Origin of the sequence: Streptomyces asoensis, assembly GCF_016860545.1 — a bacterium.
GTDB classification, from domain to species: domain Bacteria; phylum Actinomycetota; class Actinomycetes; order Streptomycetales; family Streptomycetaceae; genus Streptomyces; species Streptomyces asoensis.
The window spans coordinates 957,554-975,758 of record NZ_BNEB01000005.1 but is presented as its reverse complement, the minus strand read 5'-3'; the positions used below and the strand labels follow the sequence as shown (position 1 = coordinate 975,758).

Annotated in this window: 16 protein-coding genes; 8 read left to right on the top strand and 8 right to left on the bottom strand. The window is 72.5% G+C overall.

Annotation, left to right across the window (positions count from 1 at the left end; genetic code table 11):
- The first annotated feature begins 258 nt into the window (after positions 1-258).
- The 3 genes from Saso_RS27340 to Saso_RS27330 all read left to right on the top strand — a co-directional run bounded on the left by Saso_RS27340 (position 259) and on the right by Saso_RS27330 (position 2,460).
- Positions 259-972: a helix-turn-helix transcriptional regulator gene (locus Saso_RS27340; RefSeq protein ID WP_189924399.1), complete on the top strand. Its 714-nt coding sequence runs from the start codon at positions 259-261 to the stop codon at positions 970-972.
- Positions 969-1,946 (top strand): threo-3-hydroxy-L-aspartate ammonia-lyase, encoded by a 978-nt coding sequence (locus Saso_RS27335; RefSeq protein ID WP_189924401.1) that lies wholly within the window; start codon positions 969-971, stop codon positions 1,944-1,946. The genes Saso_RS27340 and Saso_RS27335 overlap by 4 nt, the downstream gene beginning before the upstream one ends.
- Before the next feature lie 154 nt (positions 1,947-2,100).
- On the top strand, positions 2,101-2,460 hold the full coding sequence (locus Saso_RS27330; protein ID WP_189924403.1) for a cupin domain-containing protein: 360 nt from the start codon (positions 2,101-2,103) through the stop codon (positions 2,458-2,460).
- A 69-nt stretch (positions 2,461-2,529) separates the two neighbouring features.
- Here the strand turns inward: Saso_RS27330 and Saso_RS27325 are convergent, their stop codons facing one another.
- Positions 2,530-3,882, bottom strand: a complete 1,353-nt coding sequence (locus Saso_RS27325) for a VWA domain-containing protein (RefSeq protein ID WP_189924405.1) — start codon at positions 3,880-3,882, stop codon at positions 2,530-2,532.
- Complete coding sequence (locus tag Saso_RS27320) at positions 3,879-4,736, bottom strand: AAA family ATPase (protein ID WP_189924407.1); 858 nt, start codon at positions 4,734-4,736, stop codon at positions 3,879-3,881. Before Saso_RS27320 ends, Saso_RS27325 begins: the two co-directional genes overlap by 4 nt.
- A 123-nt stretch (positions 4,737-4,859) precedes the next feature.
- On the opposite strand from Saso_RS27320, the gene Saso_RS27315 reads away from it, so the two are divergent.
- Positions 4,860-5,426 carry a hypothetical protein gene (locus tag Saso_RS27315; protein ID WP_189924409.1) on the top strand — a complete coding sequence of 189 codons (567 nt, stop codon included), beginning with the start codon at positions 4,860-4,862 and terminating at the stop codon, positions 5,424-5,426.
- 39 nt (positions 5,427-5,465) lie between these two features.
- On the opposite strand, the gene Saso_RS27310 is transcribed toward Saso_RS27315, so the two are convergent.
- The 6 genes from Saso_RS27310 to rhaI form a co-directional block, all read right to left on the bottom strand.
- On the bottom strand, positions 5,466-6,107 hold the full coding sequence (locus Saso_RS27310; RefSeq protein ID WP_189924410.1) for a LutC/YkgG family protein: 642 nt from the start codon (positions 6,105-6,107) through the stop codon (positions 5,466-5,468).
- Positions 6,104-7,603 (bottom strand): LutB/LldF family L-lactate oxidation iron-sulfur protein, encoded by a 1,500-nt coding sequence (locus Saso_RS27305; RefSeq protein ID WP_189924412.1) that lies wholly within the window; start codon positions 7,601-7,603, stop codon positions 6,104-6,106. The genes Saso_RS27310 and Saso_RS27305 overlap by 4 nt, the downstream gene beginning before the upstream one ends.
- Positions 7,600-8,355, bottom strand: a complete 756-nt coding sequence (locus Saso_RS27300) for a (Fe-S)-binding protein (RefSeq protein ID WP_189924414.1) — start codon at positions 8,353-8,355, stop codon at positions 7,600-7,602. Before Saso_RS27300 ends, Saso_RS27305 begins: the two co-directional genes overlap by 4 nt.
- 73 nt (positions 8,356-8,428) lie before the next feature.
- On the bottom strand, positions 8,429-9,865 hold the full coding sequence (locus Saso_RS27295) for a rhamnulokinase (protein ID WP_189924623.1): 1,437 nt from the start codon (positions 9,863-9,865) through the stop codon (positions 8,429-8,431).
- Positions 9,866-9,870: 5 nt separating this feature from the next.
- Entirely contained in the window at positions 9,871-11,910 is a 2,040-nt protein-coding gene (locus tag Saso_RS27290; protein WP_189924416.1) for a bifunctional aldolase/short-chain dehydrogenase, read from the bottom strand.
- A gap of 152 nt (positions 11,911-12,062) precedes the next feature.
- Entirely contained in the window at positions 12,063-13,223 is a 1,161-nt protein-coding gene (gene rhaI, locus Saso_RS27285) for an L-rhamnose isomerase (RefSeq protein ID WP_189924418.1), read from the bottom strand.
- 260 nt (positions 13,224-13,483) lie between these two features.
- Here rhaI and Saso_RS27280 point away from each other — a divergent pair, with 260 nt between their 5' ends.
- From Saso_RS27280 to rhaS, 4 genes are read left to right on the top strand one after another with little or no spacing between them, the layout of a single operon-like run.
- Positions 13,484-15,001 (top strand): sugar ABC transporter ATP-binding protein, encoded by a 1,518-nt coding sequence (locus tag Saso_RS27280; protein ID WP_189924420.1) that lies wholly within the window; start codon positions 13,484-13,486, stop codon positions 14,999-15,001.
- Entirely contained in the window at positions 14,998-16,092 is a 1,095-nt protein-coding gene (locus Saso_RS27275) for an ABC transporter permease (protein ID WP_189924422.1), read from the top strand. Before Saso_RS27280 ends, Saso_RS27275 begins: the two co-directional genes overlap by 4 nt.
- A complete protein-coding gene (locus Saso_RS27270; protein WP_189924424.1) occupies positions 16,085-17,071 on the top strand; it encodes an ABC transporter permease in 987 nt (328 codons plus the stop codon). Before Saso_RS27275 ends, Saso_RS27270 begins: the two co-directional genes overlap by 8 nt.
- Positions 17,072-17,104: 33 nt before the next feature.
- Entirely contained in the window at positions 17,105-18,187 is a 1,083-nt protein-coding gene (rhaS, locus tag Saso_RS27265) for a rhamnose ABC transporter substrate-binding protein (protein ID WP_189924426.1), read from the top strand.
- Positions 18,188-18,205: the final 18 nt, after the last annotated feature.

The following is an 18,205-nucleotide window of genomic DNA, read 5'->3' as shown; positions in this document are numbered from 1 at the left end:
TTTGCGTGATGCGCGCCTCGACGGCTTCTGCGTCAAGCCCGTGAGAGCGTCTGCGCACGGACCGCGGCCGCGTCTGCGCGCTGCGCACCGATCCTTCTACGCCGTCGGCCGGGAGAGCGTCGACCCGCGTGCCGACGAAATGACGAGAGGACGCCAGGACGAGAGGTTTTGTGCGCATCCCTCCTGTCATCGAGTCTGCGCACCCTCCGTCGTTCTGGACTGTAGGTCCAGCCTCTGGACGCGTGGTCTAATGGAGGCATGGAATCCCGGGAGACCGAGCGGGACGCGGTCCTGCGTGCGCTCACCCCCGTCGTCGACGGGATCGCCGCGACCTTCGGGCCGGTGTGCGAGGTCGTGCTGCACGACTACCGGCGGCCGGAGACGTCCGTCGTGGCGGTCGCGGGGTCGGTGACCGGGCGCACCGTCGGCGGCGCGATGAGCGAGATCGGCATGCGCGTGCTCGCCCGCGGCGACGAGGCCGCCGACGAGCTGAACTACGTCACCCGCACCGGCGCCGGACGGCTGGTGAAGTCGTCCACGATGGTGCTGCGCGACTCCGCCGGCGCGGTCTTCGGCGCCCTGTGCGTCAACGTCGACGTCACCGAGGTGGACCGGGTGCAGGGCCTGCTGGCCGCGCTCGCCGGTACGGCGGCGACGCCCCGGGCCGAGGCCCCGGTGACCACCTTCGGCGACGACATCGACTCCGTCGTCGACGCCCTCCTCGACGACCGGCTGCGGCGCCAGGACCAGACCTGGGCCGGCCTCGACCGGGCCCGGCGCCTCGCGCTCTTCCGCGGCCTCGACGAACGCGGCGTGTTCGCCGTGCGGCGCGCCATCGAACAGGTCGCCGCCCGCCTCGGCATCTCCCGTGCCTCCGCCTACAGCTATCTCGCCCAGTCCAGAACCGCGCGAGCGCCCGGTGCCGACGGCATCCCCGGTGCCGGCGGCCATCCCGAGGGAGCCCACCCGTGACGACCACACCCCCGCCGATCACCCTCGACGACGTGCGCGACGCGGCCGCCCGGCTGAAGGGCGTCGCACACCGCACCCCCGTGCTGCGCTCCCGCACCCTGGACGAGCTGGTGGGCGCCGAGGTGCTGCTGAAGTGCGAGAACTTCCAGCGCGTCGGCGCGTTCAAGTTCCGGGGCGCCTACAACGCGGTCTCCCGGCTGGCCCCCGAACAGCTCGCCCGGGGCGTCGCCGCGTACTCCTCCGGCAACCACGCCCAGGCCGTCGCCCTGGCCGCCCGCGAGCTCGGCACCACCGCGGTGATCGTCATGCCGGAGGACGCGCCCCGCTCCAAGCGCGCGGCCACCGAGGGCTACGGCGCCGAGATCGTCACGTACGACCGCTACACCGGCGACCGGGCGGCCGTCGCCGGGGCGCTGGCCGCCGACCGGGGGCTGGCCCTCATCCCGCCCTACGAGCACCCGCACGTCATGGCCGGTCAGGGCACCGCCGCGCTCGAACTGCTGGAGGAGGCGGGAGAACTGGACGCCCTGCTGGTGCCGGTCGGGGGCGGCGGCCTCATCGCCGGCAGCGCGACGGCCGTCAAGGGGCTGCACCCGGCCACCCGCGTCCTAGGCGTCGAGCCGGAGGCCGGGGACGACACCAAGCGCTCGCTCGACGCGGGCCGGCGGGTCGAGATCCCGGTGCCGCGCACCATCGCCGACGGACAGGCCCTGCACACGCCCGGGGAGCTGACGTTCTCGGTCAACCGGCGGCTGGTCGACGACATCGCCCTGGTCGACGACGACGAGATCCGGGCCGCCATGCGCTTCGCCTTCGAACGTCTGAAGATCGTCGTGGAGCCCAGCGGAGCCACCCCGATCGCCGCCCTGCTCGCCGGGCGGGCCGGCCCGCTCCCGCGACGCGTCGGCGTGATCCTCTCCGGCGGCAACATCGACACCGCGCGCTTCGCCGAACTCTGCGGACCGACGGCGTAGCACACGCCCGTGACGGCCGCCCGCGTCGAATGGCGGCCCCCGGCGGGCGGACGGAGGATGGAAGGTGGGGCCCGGCCCCCGACCGGCGACGCCCACGGCCGCCGGGGAGACCGGCCCCGGCCGCGGTGAGGCGCGGCCGGAAGGAGGGAGCGTCATGATGGAAGTGAAGGCGCTCGAGAAGCCGGACGAGCGGCGCGATTTCCCCCGCGGCCACATCGAGGCCGTCCACATGACGGGGCTCGACTTCGCCGTGGCGACCTTCGAACCGGGATGGCGGTGGACGGAGTCGCTGGCCTCGGTGGCGGGAACCGACACCTGCCAGATCCACCACAACGGGTACGTGGTCCAGGGCCGCATGCACATCACCATGGACGAGGGCGGGGAGGGCGAACTCGGGCCCGGGGACGTCTTCGTGGTGACTCCCGGACACGACGCCTGGGTCGTGGGCGACGAACAGTGCGTGGTCTACGACTTCGCCGGTTCGATGGCCAAGGACTACGGCAAGGCACCGTAGGAACGGGAAGAACCGCGGGGTAACGGCAAGAACCGCGGGGTTGCGCCGGGCGGCACCGGTCGGCGTCGCTCAGACGGGAAGCAACCTGCCGATCAGTGCGCCGAGTTGGCCGGCGTTGCGGCACTCGTGCATCGCGACCAGCCCGGCGTACTCGGGCGCCGCCGAGTCACCCGTGCCCCACAGGGTGCGCGGCTCCGGGTTCAGCCAGTGGAGGTGGCGCGCCTGTCCGGCGATCCGCCGCAGGGCGGCCGGATTGGGGTCGCTCATGTTGGTCCGGGCGTCGCCGAGCACGAAGACCGTGCTGCGCGGGCCGACCGCGTCCCCGTACCGTGCGGTGAACTCTCCCAGCGCGGCCCCGTAGTCGCTGCTGCCGTGGTGGCCCGTCAGGCCGGCCTCCGCCCTGATGCGCGCGCCGAGGCCCGCCGGGTCCGCCGCCCCGTGTCCGAGCAGCCCGGTCACCTCGTCGATCCGGTTGACGAAGGCGAACACCCGCACCTTGGTGAACTGGTCGTGCAGGGCCTGCACCAGCAGCATCGTGAAGTCGGAGAAGCCCGACACCGACCCCGAGACATCGCACAGGAGCACCAGTTCGGGGCGGACCGGCCGCCGGCGGCGCAGCACCGGCCGCATCGGCACCCCGCCCGTCGAGAGGGAACCGCGCAGGGTGCGCCGCAGGTCGATGGTGCCGCGCGAGGCCCGCCGGCGGCGCGCGGCCATGCGGGTGGCCAGCTTGCGCGCCAACGGCTGTACGGTGCGCCGCAGTTCGGCCAGCCGGTCCTTCCCTGCGTACAGGAAGTCGACCCGGTCCACGGTCGGCGCGACCGCCCGCCGGGCGATCTCGTCCCGCCCCCGCCGCTCCGCCACCCGGCGCCGGGCCTCCCCGGCCACCAGGGTGCGGAAGACCTCGATGCGCCGCCGGATCTCGTCCTCCAGGAGCCGGTCGGTGAATCCGGGACCCCCACCCCGGGAACGGACGTCGTCACGGACCCGCGCCAGCAGTGTCTGCGGGCGCAGGCGTTCCAGCGCCTGGTACGACGACCAGCCGTCCGCGCCCGGTGAACTCCCGTACCCGCCGAACCCGTCGACGGCCTCCACGGCCAACCGGGCCAGCGCCGTCGCGTCGTCGTCGGCGAGCGCGGCGGCCAGCCGCTCCCGCAGGTCGTCCCGGTCGCCGGGCCCGCCCTGCGGCGCGCCGACGCCGTACGGGAAGTACAGGTCGAAGACGGTGTCGAAGACCCTTCGCTGGTCCGGAGAGTGCAGCAGGGCCGCGGCGAGCCCCTCGCGCAGCACCGCGCGGTCCGCGAAGCCGAGCACCGCCGCCGCCTCGGCGGCGTCCACCGTCTCACCCGTGCCGATCCGCAGTCCGTGCGCGCGCAGCGCCGCCACCAGGCCGACCACGCGGTCGGCGGCCTCGGCGCTCACACGGCGTCCAGGTCGAGCTTCGCGCCGGCCTTGAGGATGTCCTCCTGGTGCTTGAGGATCACGCCGAGGCTGTCGCGGACGACACCCTCGTCCAGGGCGGTCGCACCGAGCGCGAGCAGGGTGCGGGCCCAGTCGACGGTCTCGGCGACGGACGGCGCCTTGCGCAGGTCCATCGCGCGCAGCGCGCCGATCACCCGGACCACCGACTGCGCCAGCGCCTCCTCGATGCCGGGCACCTTCAGCCGGACGATCCGCCGCTCCAGCTCCTCCTCGGGGAAGCCGATGTGCAGGAAGAGACAGCGCCGGCGCAGCGCCTCCGACAGCTCACGGCTCGCGTTGGAGGTGAGGACGACGAACGGGCGGCGCGCCGCGGTGATCGTGCCGAGCTCCGGGACGGTGACCTGGAAGTCGCTCAGCACCTCCAGGAGCAGCCCCTCCACCTCGACGTCGGCCTTGTCGGTCTCGTCGATGAGCAGGACCGTCGGTTCGTCGCCGCGGATGGCGGTCAGCAGCGGCCGGGGGAGGAGGAACTCCTCGCTGAAGATGTCGGTGCGGGTCTCGTCCCAGCTCTCGTCCCGGCCCGCGCTGATGCGCAGCAGCTGCTTGGCGTGGTTCCACTCGTACAGGGCCCGGGACTCGTCGACGCCCTCGTAGCACTGGAGCCGTACCAGCCGGGCTCCCGCGACCCGCGCCACGGCCTTGGCGAGCTCCGTCTTGCCGACCCCGGCGGGGCCCTCCACCAGCAGCGGCTTGCCGAGCCGGTCGGCGAGGAAGACGGTCGTGGCGACGGCGGGGGAGGCCAGGTAGCCGCTCTCGGCGAGCCGCGCGCAGACATCGTCGACGGACGTGAACAACGGGGCCTCCGGAGGGTTCGGTCGCGGTCCTGCGGACGTTCGATCACCTATCTAAGCGCTTGTTCACCCTGGTTGTCACGGGGGACCGGGACGTTTGTCGGTGGCGGCCGGTACGTTGCGATCATGGGTGTCTATCTGGTGAGTGTCGCCGCGCGGGACTGGTCGCAGCCGGGGGAGGACGGGTACGGGGACGTCGCCGCCGCGCTGGACACCGAGCTGGCGCGGCGCGGCCTGCCCCCGTACGAGGCACGGGAGGCGCCGGGCTGGTTCGAGGAGAAGGTCGGCCCGTCCATGGACGGCTTCTTGGCGCTGTGCGGGACGCTGCTGACCGACGCGGAGCTGTCGGCGCTCCTCGACTGGAGCGTGCTGGTGCCGTTCGCGCTGGACGAGGAGATCGTGCTCCCCGTCGGCACCGCGTACTCCGGCGAGGACACGGCGGTCGCCGGGGCCCCGCGGGTGCTCGCCCTGGCCGAGCGGCTGGCCGCGGCGATCGCCCTGCCCGTGGACGCGATACCCGCGGGCGAGAACCTCGCACTGAGCCTGTGGTTCCTGGAGGGCGGGGCGGAGCGGACCGCCCGGGTGCGGCCCGGGACGTGGGCCGAGGACCCGGACGCGGCCTTCTACGTGGCGCTCTACCTGCGCGCCGCGCAGTACTCCCTGCGGTACGGCTGCCCGATGACCTACTCCTGAGCCGGGGCGGCGGCCGGCCGGAGCCGCCCCTCCACGGGCTCAGCCGACCAGGACCACCTCCAGGGTGCGCGGGCCGTGCACCCCTTCCACCCGGTCGAGTTCGATGTCGCTGGTCGCCGAGGGGCCGGAGATCCAGGTCGACGGGCGGAGCGGGTCGAGCCGTTCCAGGGCCTGGGGCACGGAGGACACGACCTGCTCCGGGACCCGCACCACGCAGATGTGGTGATCCGGGACCAGGGTGATCCGGCGCCGGCCCTGGTCGGGGCCGCCGTCCAGCACGATGGTCCCCGTCTCCGCGACGGCCACCGCGCACGCCGTGACCACGCTGTCCACGCGGTCCAGCTCGTGCGCGCCGCTCCCCGCCAGGTCCGCGACGCGCGCCACGTCCGAGCGCGCCAGCCAGGTCTCGTCGAGGCCCGGCGGCACGAGGACCGTGGCCGCCCTCCGCTCCGCGAGCAATCGGGCCAGCACGGCGGGCAGTTCCCCCTCGGCGCACCGGTGCACGAGGGCCCGGTACTCCGTCAGGTTCTCCGCCAGCAGCTCGACCGTCGCGGCGGTGTCGCGGGCGCCGTGCTCGCGCAGGTAGTCACGGGCGACCGCCTCCCCGTACGGGGTGTCGTCCCGGGGCACGTCCGCCAGCGCGCGCCGCACCCGGCCCAGGATCCGTTCCCTGCTGCTCACTTCGCCGCTCCTTCGCCGCTCGTGCCGTCGGCAGTGCCGCCGTTCGTCCGCTGCCACCAGTCGCGGAACGGCTCCGCGGGCACCGCCGGCAGATCCCGCGAGGCGCTCCACGCCCGGCCGGGGCCCGGCAGCGTACGGGGATGCAGCCCGCGGGTCCGGGAGGCCAGCCGCTGCCCGGCGCGCAGGGCCCCGGGCCTGCCGAACGCCCAGCGCGCCGCCCGCATCGCGGCCCGTTCCGCCGCGTGCCCCTTGGCGGGCTTGACCACCACCTTGTTGCCCTCGCGGGTGACCGGGCCGCCCTGCACGACCCGTTCGCGCAGGTGCACCAGCACCTCCGGGATGTCGATGGCCACCGGGCACACCTCGTAGCAGGCCCCGCACAGCGAGGAGGCGTAGGGCAGGGAGGCGTCGATCTCGCTCCCGGTACCCCGCAGTTGGGGGCTGAGGATCGCGCCGATCGGGCCGGGATAGACCGAGCCGTAGGCGTGGCCGCCGGCGCGCTCGTAGACCGGGCACACGTTCAGACAGGCGGAGCAGCGGATGCAGCGCAGGGCCTGCCGGCCGACCTCGTCGGCGAGGGTGTCGGTGCGTCCGTTGTCCAGCAGCACCAGGTGGAAGGTGCGCGGGCCGTCGCCGTCCGTCGTGCCCGTCCAGGTCGAGGTGTACGGGTTCATGCGCTCCGCCGTCGAGGAGCGGGGCAGCGTCTGGAGGAAGACCTCCAGGTCACGCCAGGTCGGCACGATCTTCTCGATGCCGACGACCGAGATCAGCGTCTCGGGCAGGGTCAGGCACATCCGTCCGTTGCCCTCGGACTCGACGACCACCAGGGTGCCGGTCTCGGCGACCATGAAGTTGGCGCCGGAGATCCCGACCTTGGCGCGCAGGAACTTCTCGCGCAGGTGGAGGCGGGCGGCCTCCGCGAGTTCGGCGGGCGTGTCGGTCAGCCCCTCGGGCGCGGGGCGGCCCCACGCGCTCATCTCCCGGGCGAAGATGTCCCGGATCTCGCCCCGGTTGCGGTGGATGGCCGGGACCAGGATGTGCGACGGCCGGTCCCGGCCCAACTGCACGATGAGTTCGGCGAGATCGGTCTCGTAGGCGCGGATGCCCTCCGCCTCCAGCGCCTCGTTGAGCCCGATCTCCTGGGTGGCCATCGACTTGACCTTGACGAGATCCGACTCGCCGGTCTCCTTGACCAGGGCGGCCACGATCCGGTTGGCCTCGTCGGCGTCGGCGGCCCAGTGGACGGTGCCGCCCGCCGCCGTCACGGCCTCCTCCAGTTGCACGAGGTAGTGGTCGAGCCGGCGCAGCGTGTGGTCCTTGATCCGCTTGCCCGCCTCCCGCAGCTGCGCCCAGTCGGACACCTCGGCCACCGCGGCCGCCCGCTTGGCCCGGATGGTGTGCGTGGCGTGCCGCAGATTGGCCCGCAGCGTCCGGTCGCCGACCGCCTCGCGCGCGGCCTCGGGGAAGGCCGGCATGCCCACGAACGTCCCGCTCATGACGCCGGTCCCTCCTTCGTGCTCGCCAGGATCTCCGCGATGTGCACGGGCCGCATGCCGCTCTCCAGCCGGGTCATGGTGCCGCCGATGTGCATCAGGCAGGAGTTGTCCGCCGCGCAGAGCACCTCGGCACCCGTCGACTCGGCGTTGCGCACCTTGTCGGCGCCCATCGCGGCCGAGACGTCGGAGTTCTTCAGCGCGAAGGTCCCGCCGAAGCCGCAGCACTCGTCGGCCCCCGGCAGCTCCACCAGCTCCAGCCCCGCCACGGCCCGGAGCAGACGCCGGGGACGGTCCCCGAGGCCCAGGCCGCGCAGCCCGTGACAGGTCGGGTGATAGGTCACCTTGTGCGGGTAGTACGCGCCGACGTCCGTGACACGGAGCACGTCCACCAGGAACTCGGTGAGTTCGTACGTCTTCGGCACCACCGGCGCCAGGGTGGCGGCGAGGGTGTCCCCGCGCCCCTCGGCCCGGGCCCGCTCGCCCATCCTCGGATACAGCTCCCGCACCATCGCCCCGCAGGACCCCGAAGGCGTCACGATCGCCTCGTACTCCGCGAAGACATCGGAGAAATGCCGGGCGAGCGGCTCGGCCTCATGACGGTAACCGGTGTTGTAGTGGGCCTGGCCGCAGCAGGTCTGGGCCATCGGGAAGTCCACCTCGACGCCCAGTCTGGTCAGCAGTTTCACCACGGCGCGGCCGGTGTCCGGATAGAGCGTGTCGTTGACACAGGTCAGGAACAGTGCGACACGCATCGCGGCTCCTCGCGGTAGGTCATCGGATGAGTGCAGAGTAGTCCGGGGCCGACGGCCCCGGGGAGACCCCCGCTCACCGCGCGGCGAGCCGGGCCGCCGCCTCGCGCCACGGCCCGCTGTCGCCCCGCGGCTCGTAGCGCGTCGGCGACTGGGTGCGGGCGAGCAGCCGGCGCATGTCGGCGCGGTCGCCGACCGAGCCGTGCGCGCGGGCCTGGACGAGCACGTTGCCGAGGGCGGCCGCCTCTGTCGGACCCGCCACCACCGGCAGCCCGCAGGCGTCCGCGGTGAGCTGGCACAGCAGCGTGTTGCGGGTGCCGCCGCCCACGACGTGCACGACGTCGACCGGGTGGTCGGCGAGCCGCCGGGCCTCCTCGACGGCCCGCCGGTGGGCCAGGGCGAGGGAGTCGAGGATGCAGCGCGTGATCTCGGCGGGGGTGACGGGCACCGGCTGTCCGGACACCCGGCACGCCTCGGCGATCCGCTCCGGCATCCGCCCGGGCGCCAGGAAGGCGGCGTCCCCGGCGTCCACGACCGAGCGCAGCGCGGGCACGCCCGCCGCCTCCCGCAGCAGCTCGCCCAGATCCGGTTCGCCCCAGGCCCGCAGGCACTCCTGGAGCAGCCACAGCCCCATGATGTTGCGCAGGTAGCGGACCGTGCCGTCCAGCCCCAGCTCGTTGGTGAAGTTGGCCGCCCGGCTCTCCTCGGTGAGGACGGGCGCCGCCAGCTCCAGGCCGGCCAGCGACCAGGTGCCGGTGCAGATGTAGGCGAACCGCTCGCCGGTCGCCGGGACGGCGGCCACGGCGGAGGCGGTGTCGTGCGAGCCGACCGTCGTCACCGGCACCGGGCCGGTGAGCCCCGTCTCCTCCAGCACGCCCGCCCGCAGCAGGCCCGCCGGGTCGCCGGGCCGCCGCAGCGGCGCGAACAGTCCCAGGTCGACGCCGAGCCGCTCGGCCACGTCGTACGCCCAGTCGCCCGTACGGGGGTCGATCAGCTGGGTGGTGGAGGCGTTGGTCAGCTCGGTTCCCTGCTCGCCCGTGAGCCAGTACGCCAGCAGGTCGGGAATGAGCAACAGGCGCGCGGCCTGGCGGAGTTCACGCGTGCCGCGGGCGGCCGTCAACTGGTAGAGGGTGTTGAAGGGCGCGTACTGGAGGCCGGTGGCCGCGTACAGCTCGGCCGCGGGCACGGTGGCCCACACCTTCTCGGCGACCCCTTCGGTGCGCGTGTCCCGGTAGTGCACCGGGTTGCCGAGCAGGGCGCCGTCCGCGTCGAGGAGGCCGTAGTCCACCGCCCAGCTGTCGATGCCGACCGAGTCCACCGGACCGGCCGCCCGCAGCCCGTCCAGGACCCCCGCGTACAGGGACAGCACGTCCCAGCGCAGCCCCTCCGGGACCCGGACCGGCCGGTTGCGGAAGCGGTGCGCCTCCGTCAGCTCCAGCGAGTCGGTCCCCACGCGGCCGACCATGACGCGCCCGCTGGACGCGCCGAGGTCGACCGCCGCGTACGACCGCACGGCGGTCACCGGAGGAACGCGGCCGCCACACCCGCGTCGACGGGGACGTGCAGTCCGGTGGTGTGGGTGAGCTCGCCGCCGGTGAGCGCGAACACCGCGTTCGCCACGTGCTCCGGCAGCACCTCGCGCTTGAGGATGGTCCGCTGGGCGTAGAACTCGCCGAGCTTCTCCTCCTCGATGCCGTAGGTCGCGGCGCGCTGCGCGCCCCAGCCGCCCGCGAAGATGCCCGACCCGCGCACCACGCCGTCCGGGTTGACGCCGTTGACGCGGATGCCGTGCTCGCCCAGCTCGGCGGCGAGCAGGCGCACCTGGTGGGCCTGGTCGGCCTTGGTGGCGGAGTAGGCGATGTTGTTCGGACCGGCGAAGACGGCGTTCTTCGACGCGATGTAGACGATGTCGCCGCCCAGCCCCTGGGCGATCATGACCCGCGCCGCCTCCCGCGAGACCAGGAACGACCCGCGGGCCATGATGTCGTGCTGGAGGTCCCAGTCGCGGGCGGACGTCTCGAGCAGCGGCTTGGAGATGGAGATCCCGGCGTTGTTGACGACCAGGTCCACCCCGCCGAAGGCGAGCGCGGCGGCCCGGAAGGCGCCGGCGATCTGCTCCTCGGAGGTCACGTCGACGGTCACGGCGACCGCCCGGTCGGGTCCGCCCAGTTCCTCGGCGACGGCCGCCGCGTTCTCCGCGTTCAGGTCGGCGACGACGACACACGCGCCCTCGGCCGCCAGCCGGTGCGCGATGGCCTTGCCGATCCCGCTGCCCGCGCCCGTGACGAGCGCGACGCGGGTCGCGAGCGGCTTCGGCTCCGGCATCCGCCGGAGCTTGGCCTCCTCCAGCGCCCAGTACTCGATGCGGAACTTCTCCGACTCCTCGATCGGCGAGTACGAGGACACCGCCTCCGCGCCGCGCATCACGTTGACGGCGTTGACGTAGAACTCGCCGGCCACCCGCGCCGTCTGCTTGTCCTTGCCGAAGGAGAACATGCCCACGCCCGGCACCAGCACGATCGCCGGGTCGGCGCCGCGCATGGCGGGCGAGTCGGCGTCGGCGTGCCGGTCGTAGTAGGCGGCGTACTCCTCGCGGTACGCGGCGTGCAGTTCCCCGAGCCGCGCGATCGCCTCCCCCAGCGGGGTTGCGGGCGGCAGGTCGAGGACCAGCGGCCGCACCTTGGTGCGCAGGAAGTGGTCCGGGCAGGAGGTGCCGAGCGCGGCGAGCCGGGGGTGCTCGGCCCGCGCCAGGAAGTCGAGGACGACGTCGGAGTCGGTGAAGTGGCCCACCTGGGGACGGTCCTGCGAGGCGATCGCCCGCACGTACGGGGCCAGCGCCGCCGCCCGCTCCCGCCGCTCGGCCTCGGGCAGCGCCTCGTGGCCTTCGAGGACCGGCCCGAACGGATCGGCCTTCCCCTTCTGCGCGAGGAAGGCCTCGGCGGTGCGGATGATGTGCAGCGAGTTGCGCTCGCACTCCTCGGAGGTGTCGCCCCACGCGGTGACGCCGTGGCCGCCCAGGACGCAGCCGATCGCCTGCGGGTTGGCCGCCTTGACGGCCGCGATGTCGAGTCCCAGCTGGAAGCCGGGCCGGCGCCAGGGCACCCACGCGACGGTGTCCCCGAAGCACTCGGCCGTCAGCTTCTCGCCGTCGGCCGCGCAGGCCAGCGCGATCCCGGAGTCGGGGTGCAGGTGGTCGACGTGGGCGGCGTCGACGAGGCCGTGCATGGCGGTGTCGATCGACGGAGCCGCCCCGCCCTTGCCGTGCAGGCAGTAGTCGAACGCGGCGACCATCTCGTCCTCGCGCTCGACGCCCGGGTAGACGTCGGCGAGCCCGCGCAGCCGGTCCAGTCGCAGCACGGCCAGTCCCGCCCCGGTGAGTGTCCCGAGGTCCCCGCCGGACCCCTTCACCCACATCAGCTCGACGTCCCCGCCGGTCACGGGGTCGGTGCCGGTGCCCTTGGCGGACGTGTTGCCGCCGGCGTAGTTGGTGTTGCGGGGATCGGCGCCCAGCCGGTGGGACCGACCGAGCAGAGCGGCGGCTTCGGGGTGCGGTGCCATGAACTTCCAGTCCTTACGTGAAGGGGATGAGGGGTGGTTCTTCGGGGGCGCGGGGTGTCATCGACACGCGGCTCGGCCGCGCGGGCACGACCGGCCACGCCCGGCCCGAGCCCCGCGACGGGAGGGACGGGAGGGGCGGGCGGGGCGGACGCTCACGCCCCCCATCCCGCCTGCTCCCCGCCGACCCGCGAGGCGACGATCTTCTCGGCGTACCCGGACGCCCGGTACGCGGCCATCGGCTCGGGGTCCAGCCCCATCTCCTCGCGCACCTCGCGCAGCAGCGGACGCACGTCCGTGTTGTACGCGTCCATCACCACGGCGTTCGCCTCCAGGACGTCCCCCGAGGCCTGCGCGGCGGCCAGCGCCGACCGGTCGACGAGCAGCGCCTTGGCGGTGGCCTCCTGCACGTTCATCACGGACCGGATGATCGCCGGGATCTTCGCCTCGATGTTGTGGCACTGGTCGAGCATGAACGCCACCTCGGACGTGAAGCCCCCGCCGCGCACGACCTCGTACATGATCCGGAACAGCTGGAAGGGGTCGGCGGCGCCCACCATCAGGTCGTCGTCCGCGTAGAACCGCGAGTTGAAGTCGAAGCCGCCGAGCTTGCCCTCCCGCAGGAGCGTGGCGACGATGAACTCGATGTTGGTGCCGGGCGCGTGGTGCCCGGTGTCCACCACGACCTGCGCCTTGGGGCCCAGCTTGAGGCAGTGCGCGTACGCGGTGCCCCAGTCCGGCACGTCCGTGGAGTAGAAGGCCGGCTCGAAGAACTTGTACTCCAGCAGCATCCGCTGCCCGTCGCCGAGCCGCTCGTGGACCGCGGCGAGACCCTCGGCGAGCCGGTCCTGCCGCGCGCGGAGGTCGTCCTGGCCCGGGTAGTTGGTGCCGTCGGCGAACCACAGCTTCAGATCGGTGGAGCCGGTCGCGTCCATGATGTCGACGCACTCCAGCAGGTGCGCGAGGGCCTTGCGCCGCACCGCCGCGTCCGGGTGGCAGACACTGCCCAGCTTGTACGCGTCGTCCTGGAAGGTGTTGGAGTTGATCGCCCCCAGCCGCACCCCGCGGTCCTCGGCGTGTTTCGCAAGTGCGGCGTAGTCCTCCACCTTGTCCCAGGGGATGTGCAGGGCCACGGTCGGAGCCACTCCGGTGAACGCGTGCACCTGGGCCGCGTCGTCCAGCTTCTCCTGCGGGGTGCGCGGCACGCCCTCCTGGGTGAACACCTTGAAACGGGTGCCTGAGTTCCCGTACGCCCACGACGGCGTCTCGACGGCCTGGGTCTTCAGCGCGGCCTTCACCGCGGCGAGGTCGGTCACTTCGGCTCCTGTGACATCGGTCCGGAACAACGCCCGGATGAAACGATTCAGAACGGGAAGCTATGAGGCCGCCGAGGCAGTGTCAACCCCTCCGGGCAGCTCCGTTGTTCGTGACCGCCGCGTGACCTTCGGCTATCGAAAACTTTTCGAGACGTACCCATTGACGTGACATGGCCGGGATGCCTAACGTCCCGGCAATCCAGTTGAAACCTTTCACGACGCCGTGAGGGCACGTCCCGGGCGTCGTCGAGGAGCCATCCATGACCTACCCGTCCGACGCGGGACCGGCCCCGGTGCTGGCGTTGAAGGACGTAGCCAAGTCCTTCGGCGCCGTTCGCGCCCTGCGGGGCGTCTCCCTGGAGCTGTTCCCCGGCGAGGTGCACGCCCTCGCCGGTGAGAACGGCGCGGGCAAGTCGACCCTCATCAAGACGCTCGCGGGAGTGCACCGACCCGACGCCGGTCGGGTACTGCTCGACGGCGAGCCCGTCGTCTTCCACGGTCCCGGCGACGCCCGCGACGCCGGCATCGCCGTGATCTACCAGGAGCCCACGCTCTTCCCCGACCTGTCGATCGCCGAGAACATCTTCATGGGCCGCCAGCCCCGGCGGGCCCTCGGCCGTATCGACCACAAGGCCACCCACGAGGCCACCGCCGCCCTGATGCGGCGCCTGGGCGTCGAGCTCGACCCCGACCGCCCCGCGCGCGGCCTGTCCATCGCGGACCAGCAGATCGTCGAGATCGCCAAGGCGCTCTCCTTCGACGCCCGCGTCCTGATCATGGACGAACCGACCGCCGCCCTCACCGGCAGCGAGGTCGCCCGCCTCTTCGGTGTCGTGCGCACCCTGCGCGAGCAGGGCGCGGCGGTGCTGTTCATCTCCCACCGGCTGGAGGAGATCTTCGAGATCTGCCAGCGGGTGACCACCCTGCGCGACGGCGCCTGGATCGCCAGCGAGCCGCTGGCGGACATGACCGAGGACGACCTGGTCCGCCGCATGGTCGGCCGCGACCTCGACGAGCTCTACCCCAAGCAGGACGTCACGCCGGGCGAGGTCGCCCTCAGCGTCCGCCGGCTGACCCGCGAGGGTGTCTTCACCGACGTCTCCTTCGAGGTCAGGCGCGGCGAGATCGTCGGCCTCGCCGGCCTGGTCGGCGCCGGCCGCACCGAGGTCGCCCGCGCCGTCTTCGGCATCGACCGCTGGGACGCCGGCGAGGTCGAGGTGCAGGGACGACGGCTCACCAACGGAGCCCCCTCCACCGCGATGGCCGCGGGCCTGGCGCTGGTCCCCGAGGACCGGCGCGCCCAGGGCCTGGTGATGGACATGTCCATCGAGCGCAACATCGGCCTGACCGGCCTGCGCACGACCGTGAAGGCCGGTCTGATGGACCGCGGCGCCGAGCGCAGCCGCTCCCTCGACTGGGCGGTCAAGCTCCAGGTGAAGTACGCCCGGATCGCCGACACCGTCAACACCCTGTCCGGCGGCAACCAGCAGAAAGTCGTCCTCGCCAAGTGGCTGGCCACCGGCCCCCGGGTGCTCATCGTCGACGAGCCCACCCGGGGCATCGACGTCGGCACCAAGGCCGAGGTGCACCGGCTGCTCAGCGAGCTGGCCGCCGACGGGGTCGCCGTTCTGATGATCTCCTCCGACCTGCCCGAGATCCTCGGCATGGCCGACCGCGTGCTCGTGATGCACGAGGGCCGGCTCGCCGCCGAGATCCCGCGCACCGAAGCCACCGAGGAAACCGTGATGGCCGCAGCCACCGGGAGGGCCGCCGCATGACGGTGACCACGTCCCACGAGGCACCCGTCGCCGAGACGCCGAGGTCCAGCGGCACCCGGCTGGTCGACCGCGTCTTCAAGATGCGCGAACTCGCCATCCTGGTCGTCTTCCTGGTGATGATCGCCGTCACCCAGGCGGGCAACAGCGAGTTCCTGTCCGAGCAGGGCATCAAGGACCTGCTGCTCAACGCGACCATCCTGGTGCTGGTCGCCACCGGCCAGTCCCTGGTCGTCATCACCCGCAACGTCGACCTGTCGGTCGGCTCCACCCTCGGCATCAGCGCCTTCGCCGCCGGCACCTATCTGCACGGCGGCGGCAACCCGGTGATCGCGATCGTGCTGGCGGTGCTGCTCGGCATCGGCTTCGGGCTGCTCAACGGCCTCCTGGTCAGCCTCGGCCAGGTGCCCGCCCTCGTCGTCACCCTCGGCACGCTGTACATCATCCGGGGCATCGACTCCATCTGGGTCGGCTCACGGCAGATCACCGCGGCCGACCTGCCCGGCTCCTTCGTCGACTTCGGCTCCGGCGGTCTCTCCGCGGTCCCGTGGCTCGCGCTGATCGCGCTCGCCGTCCTCGTCGCCACCGCGTACTACCTCAAGCACTTCGGCAGCGGCCGCGAGCTGTACGCGCTCGGCTCCAACCCGGAGGCCGCCCGCCTGGCCGGCATCCCGGTCCGCAGACGGATCCTCATTGCCTACACCTTCTGCGGCGCCCTCGCCGGCCTCGCCGGGGCGATGTACCTGGCCCGGTTCGGCAACGTCGACTCCGGCACCGGCAACGGCTACGAACTGACCGTCGTCAGCGCGGTCGTGGTCGGCGGCGTCGTCTTCACCGGCGGCTCCGGCAGCGTCTACGGCGCGGCCCTCGGCGCGCTGCTGCTCACCTCCATCAACAGCGTCCTGCCCGCCCTCGGCGTGAGCTCGGTCTGGGTGCTCGCCATCAACGGTGTGCTGCTCCTGCTCGCCATCGCCGTCGACCGGGTCGTCGCCGTACGGGTGGCGTCCGCGCTCAAGAAGAAGTCGGCCGCGGCGCGCACCGCCGGCGCCCCCGCGAAGACCACCGCCCAGAAGGGAGACGCCGGCCATGCCTGAGTCCCTCACCCGCGCCGTCCGCTGGGACACGGTCGTCGGCGCCCTCCTGATCGTCCTGCTGCTGTTCTCGTTCACCTTCGTGGACGGCTTCGGCAATGCCCTCAACCTGTCCTTCCTGATCGGCAACACCCTGCCCATCGCCCTGGTCGCGCTGCCGATGACCCTGCTGGTCGTCTCCGGCGAGATCGACCTGTCGGTCGCCTCCACCGCCGGACTGTCCGGCGCGGTGATGGGCGCGCTGTGGAACCAGGGCATGACGATCGAGACGATCATCCCGATCTGCCTGCTGCTCGGCGTGGTGTGCGGGCTGGTCAACGGACTGCTCGTGACCCGGCTCGGGCTGCCGTCCCTCGCCGTCACCATCGGTACCCTCGCCGCCTACCGGGGCATCGCGCAGATCGTCCTCGGCTCCGACGCGGTCACCGACTTCCCCACCCAGTACCTGGACTTCGCGGCCGGCCGGGTGGGCGACAGCTTCCTCCCGCAGGCCTTCCTGCCCTTCGTCGTGCTCCTCGCCATCGCCGTGGTCGTCCTGCACGCCACCCCCTTCGGCCGCTCGCTGTTCGCGATCGGCGCCAGCGAGGAGGCCGCCCGGTTCGCCGGCGTCCGGGTCAAGCGGCACAAGCTGATCCTGTTCACGGTGACCGGCCTGATGGCCTCCCTCACCGGCATCTTCTGGGCCCTGCACTACGCCAGCGCCCGCTACGACAACGCCACCGGCCTCGAACTCTCCGTCATCGCGGCCGTCCTGCTCGGCGGCATCGACTTCGACGGCGGCAGGGGCACGCTCGGCGGCGCGATCGCGGGAGTCTTCCTGCTCGGCGCCGCGCAGAACGTGATGAGCCTCCAGGACGTCTCCGCACAGTCGCAGATCGTCGTCACCGGCGTCCTGCTCGTCGTCTCCGTGCTCGGCCCCCGGGTCGCACGGCAGATCTCCGTCGCACGGGCCGGCCGCAGAGCCGCGGCCCCGACGGCTTAACTCCGCCTCGCACACTCGTAAAGGAACCCCGTGATGCGCAAGTCATCCCTCCGTCGTGCCTGCGCGGCCCTGGCCGCCGTCTCCTCCCTCGCGCTCGCCGCCACCGCCTGCGGCGGCACGACCAAGGAGGACGTGAAGAACGAGAGCACCGGCGCCGCCGCCTCCGCCGGCAAGGCCGACCCGAACGCGGCCACCAAGAAGGGCCTGACCGTCGGCTTCCTGCCCAAGCAGGTCAACAACCCCTACTTCACCTCCGCCGACAAGGGCGGCGAGGCGGCCCTGAAGGACCTGGGCTCCAGCTACAAGGAGGTCGGCCCCTCCAGCGCCACCGACACCTCCAGCCAGGTCAGCTACGTCAACACGCTCACCCAGCAGCAGGTCGACGCGATGGCCGTCTCCGCCCAGGACCCGGGCGCCCTGTGCACCGCGCTCAAGCAGGCCATGAGCAACAAGATCAAGGTCGTCACCTACGACTCGGACACCAACCCCGAGTGCCGCAACGCCTTCGTCTCGCAGGCCTCCGCCGAGGACCTCGGCCGCACCGAGGTCCAGCTGCTCGCCGAACAGATCGGCTACAAGGGCGAGATCGCGATCCTGTCGGCCGCGCAGACGGCGACGAACCAGAACACCTGGATCGACTTCATGAAGGACGAGCTGAAGGACGCCAAGTACAAGGACGTCAAGCTCGTCAAGGTGGCCTACGGCAACGACGACGCCCAGCAGTCCTTCCAGCAGACCCAGGGCCTGCTCCAGCAGTACCCGAACCTCAAGGGGATCATCTCCCCGACCACCGTCGGCATCAAGGCCGCCGCCCAGTACCTGTCGGGCTCCAAGTACAAGGGCAAGGTCAAGCTGACCGGCCTCGGCACCCCCAACGACATGCGCACCTACGTCAAGAACGGCACCGTCGACGCCTTCGAGCTGTGGGACCCCGCGAAGCTCGGCGCGCTGGCCGCCCAGACGGCCGTCGCCCTCGTCTCGGGCCAGATCACCGGCAAGGAGGGCGAGACCTTCAAGGCCGGCACCACCACCTACACCATCGGCAAGGACGGCGTGATCAGCCTCGGCAAGCCGACCGTGTTCGACGCCAAGAACATCGACCAGTTCAACTTCTAGCCGCCGGTCGCCCCGACG

What these genes read in the sequence shown, in the direction of transcription:
- Saso_RS27340 (WP_189924399.1), top strand. Translation starts at nt 259, where the DNA reads ATGGAATCCCGGGAGACCGAGCGGGACGCGGTCCTGCGTGCGCTCACC.
- Saso_RS27330 (WP_189924403.1), top strand. Translation starts at nt 2,101, where the DNA reads ATGATGGAAGTGAAGGCGCTCGAGAAGCCGGACGAGCGGCGCGATTTC.
- Saso_RS27315 (WP_189924409.1), top strand. Translation starts at nt 4,860, where the DNA reads ATGGGTGTCTATCTGGTGAGTGTCGCCGCGCGGGACTGGTCGCAGCCG.
- Saso_RS27305 (WP_189924412.1), bottom strand. Translation starts at nt 7,603, where the DNA reads ATGAGCGGGACGTTCGTGGGCATGCCGGCCTTCCCCGAGGCCGCGCGC.
- Saso_RS27300 (WP_189924414.1), bottom strand. Translation starts at nt 8,355, where the DNA reads ATGCGTGTCGCACTGTTCCTGACCTGTGTCAACGACACGCTCTATCCG.
- Saso_RS27290 (WP_189924416.1), bottom strand. Translation starts at nt 11,910, where the DNA reads ATGGCACCGCACCCCGAAGCCGCCGCTCTGCTCGGTCGGTCCCACCGG.
- Saso_RS27280 (WP_189924420.1), top strand. Translation starts at nt 13,484, where the DNA reads ATGACCTACCCGTCCGACGCGGGACCGGCCCCGGTGCTGGCGTTGAAG.
- Saso_RS27275 (WP_189924422.1), top strand. Translation starts at nt 14,998, where the DNA reads ATGACGGTGACCACGTCCCACGAGGCACCCGTCGCCGAGACGCCGAGG.
- Saso_RS27270 (WP_189924424.1), top strand. Translation starts at nt 16,085, where the DNA reads ATGCCTGAGTCCCTCACCCGCGCCGTCCGCTGGGACACGGTCGTCGGC.
- rhaS (WP_189924426.1), top strand. Translation starts at nt 17,105, where the DNA reads ATGCGCAAGTCATCCCTCCGTCGTGCCTGCGCGGCCCTGGCCGCCGTC.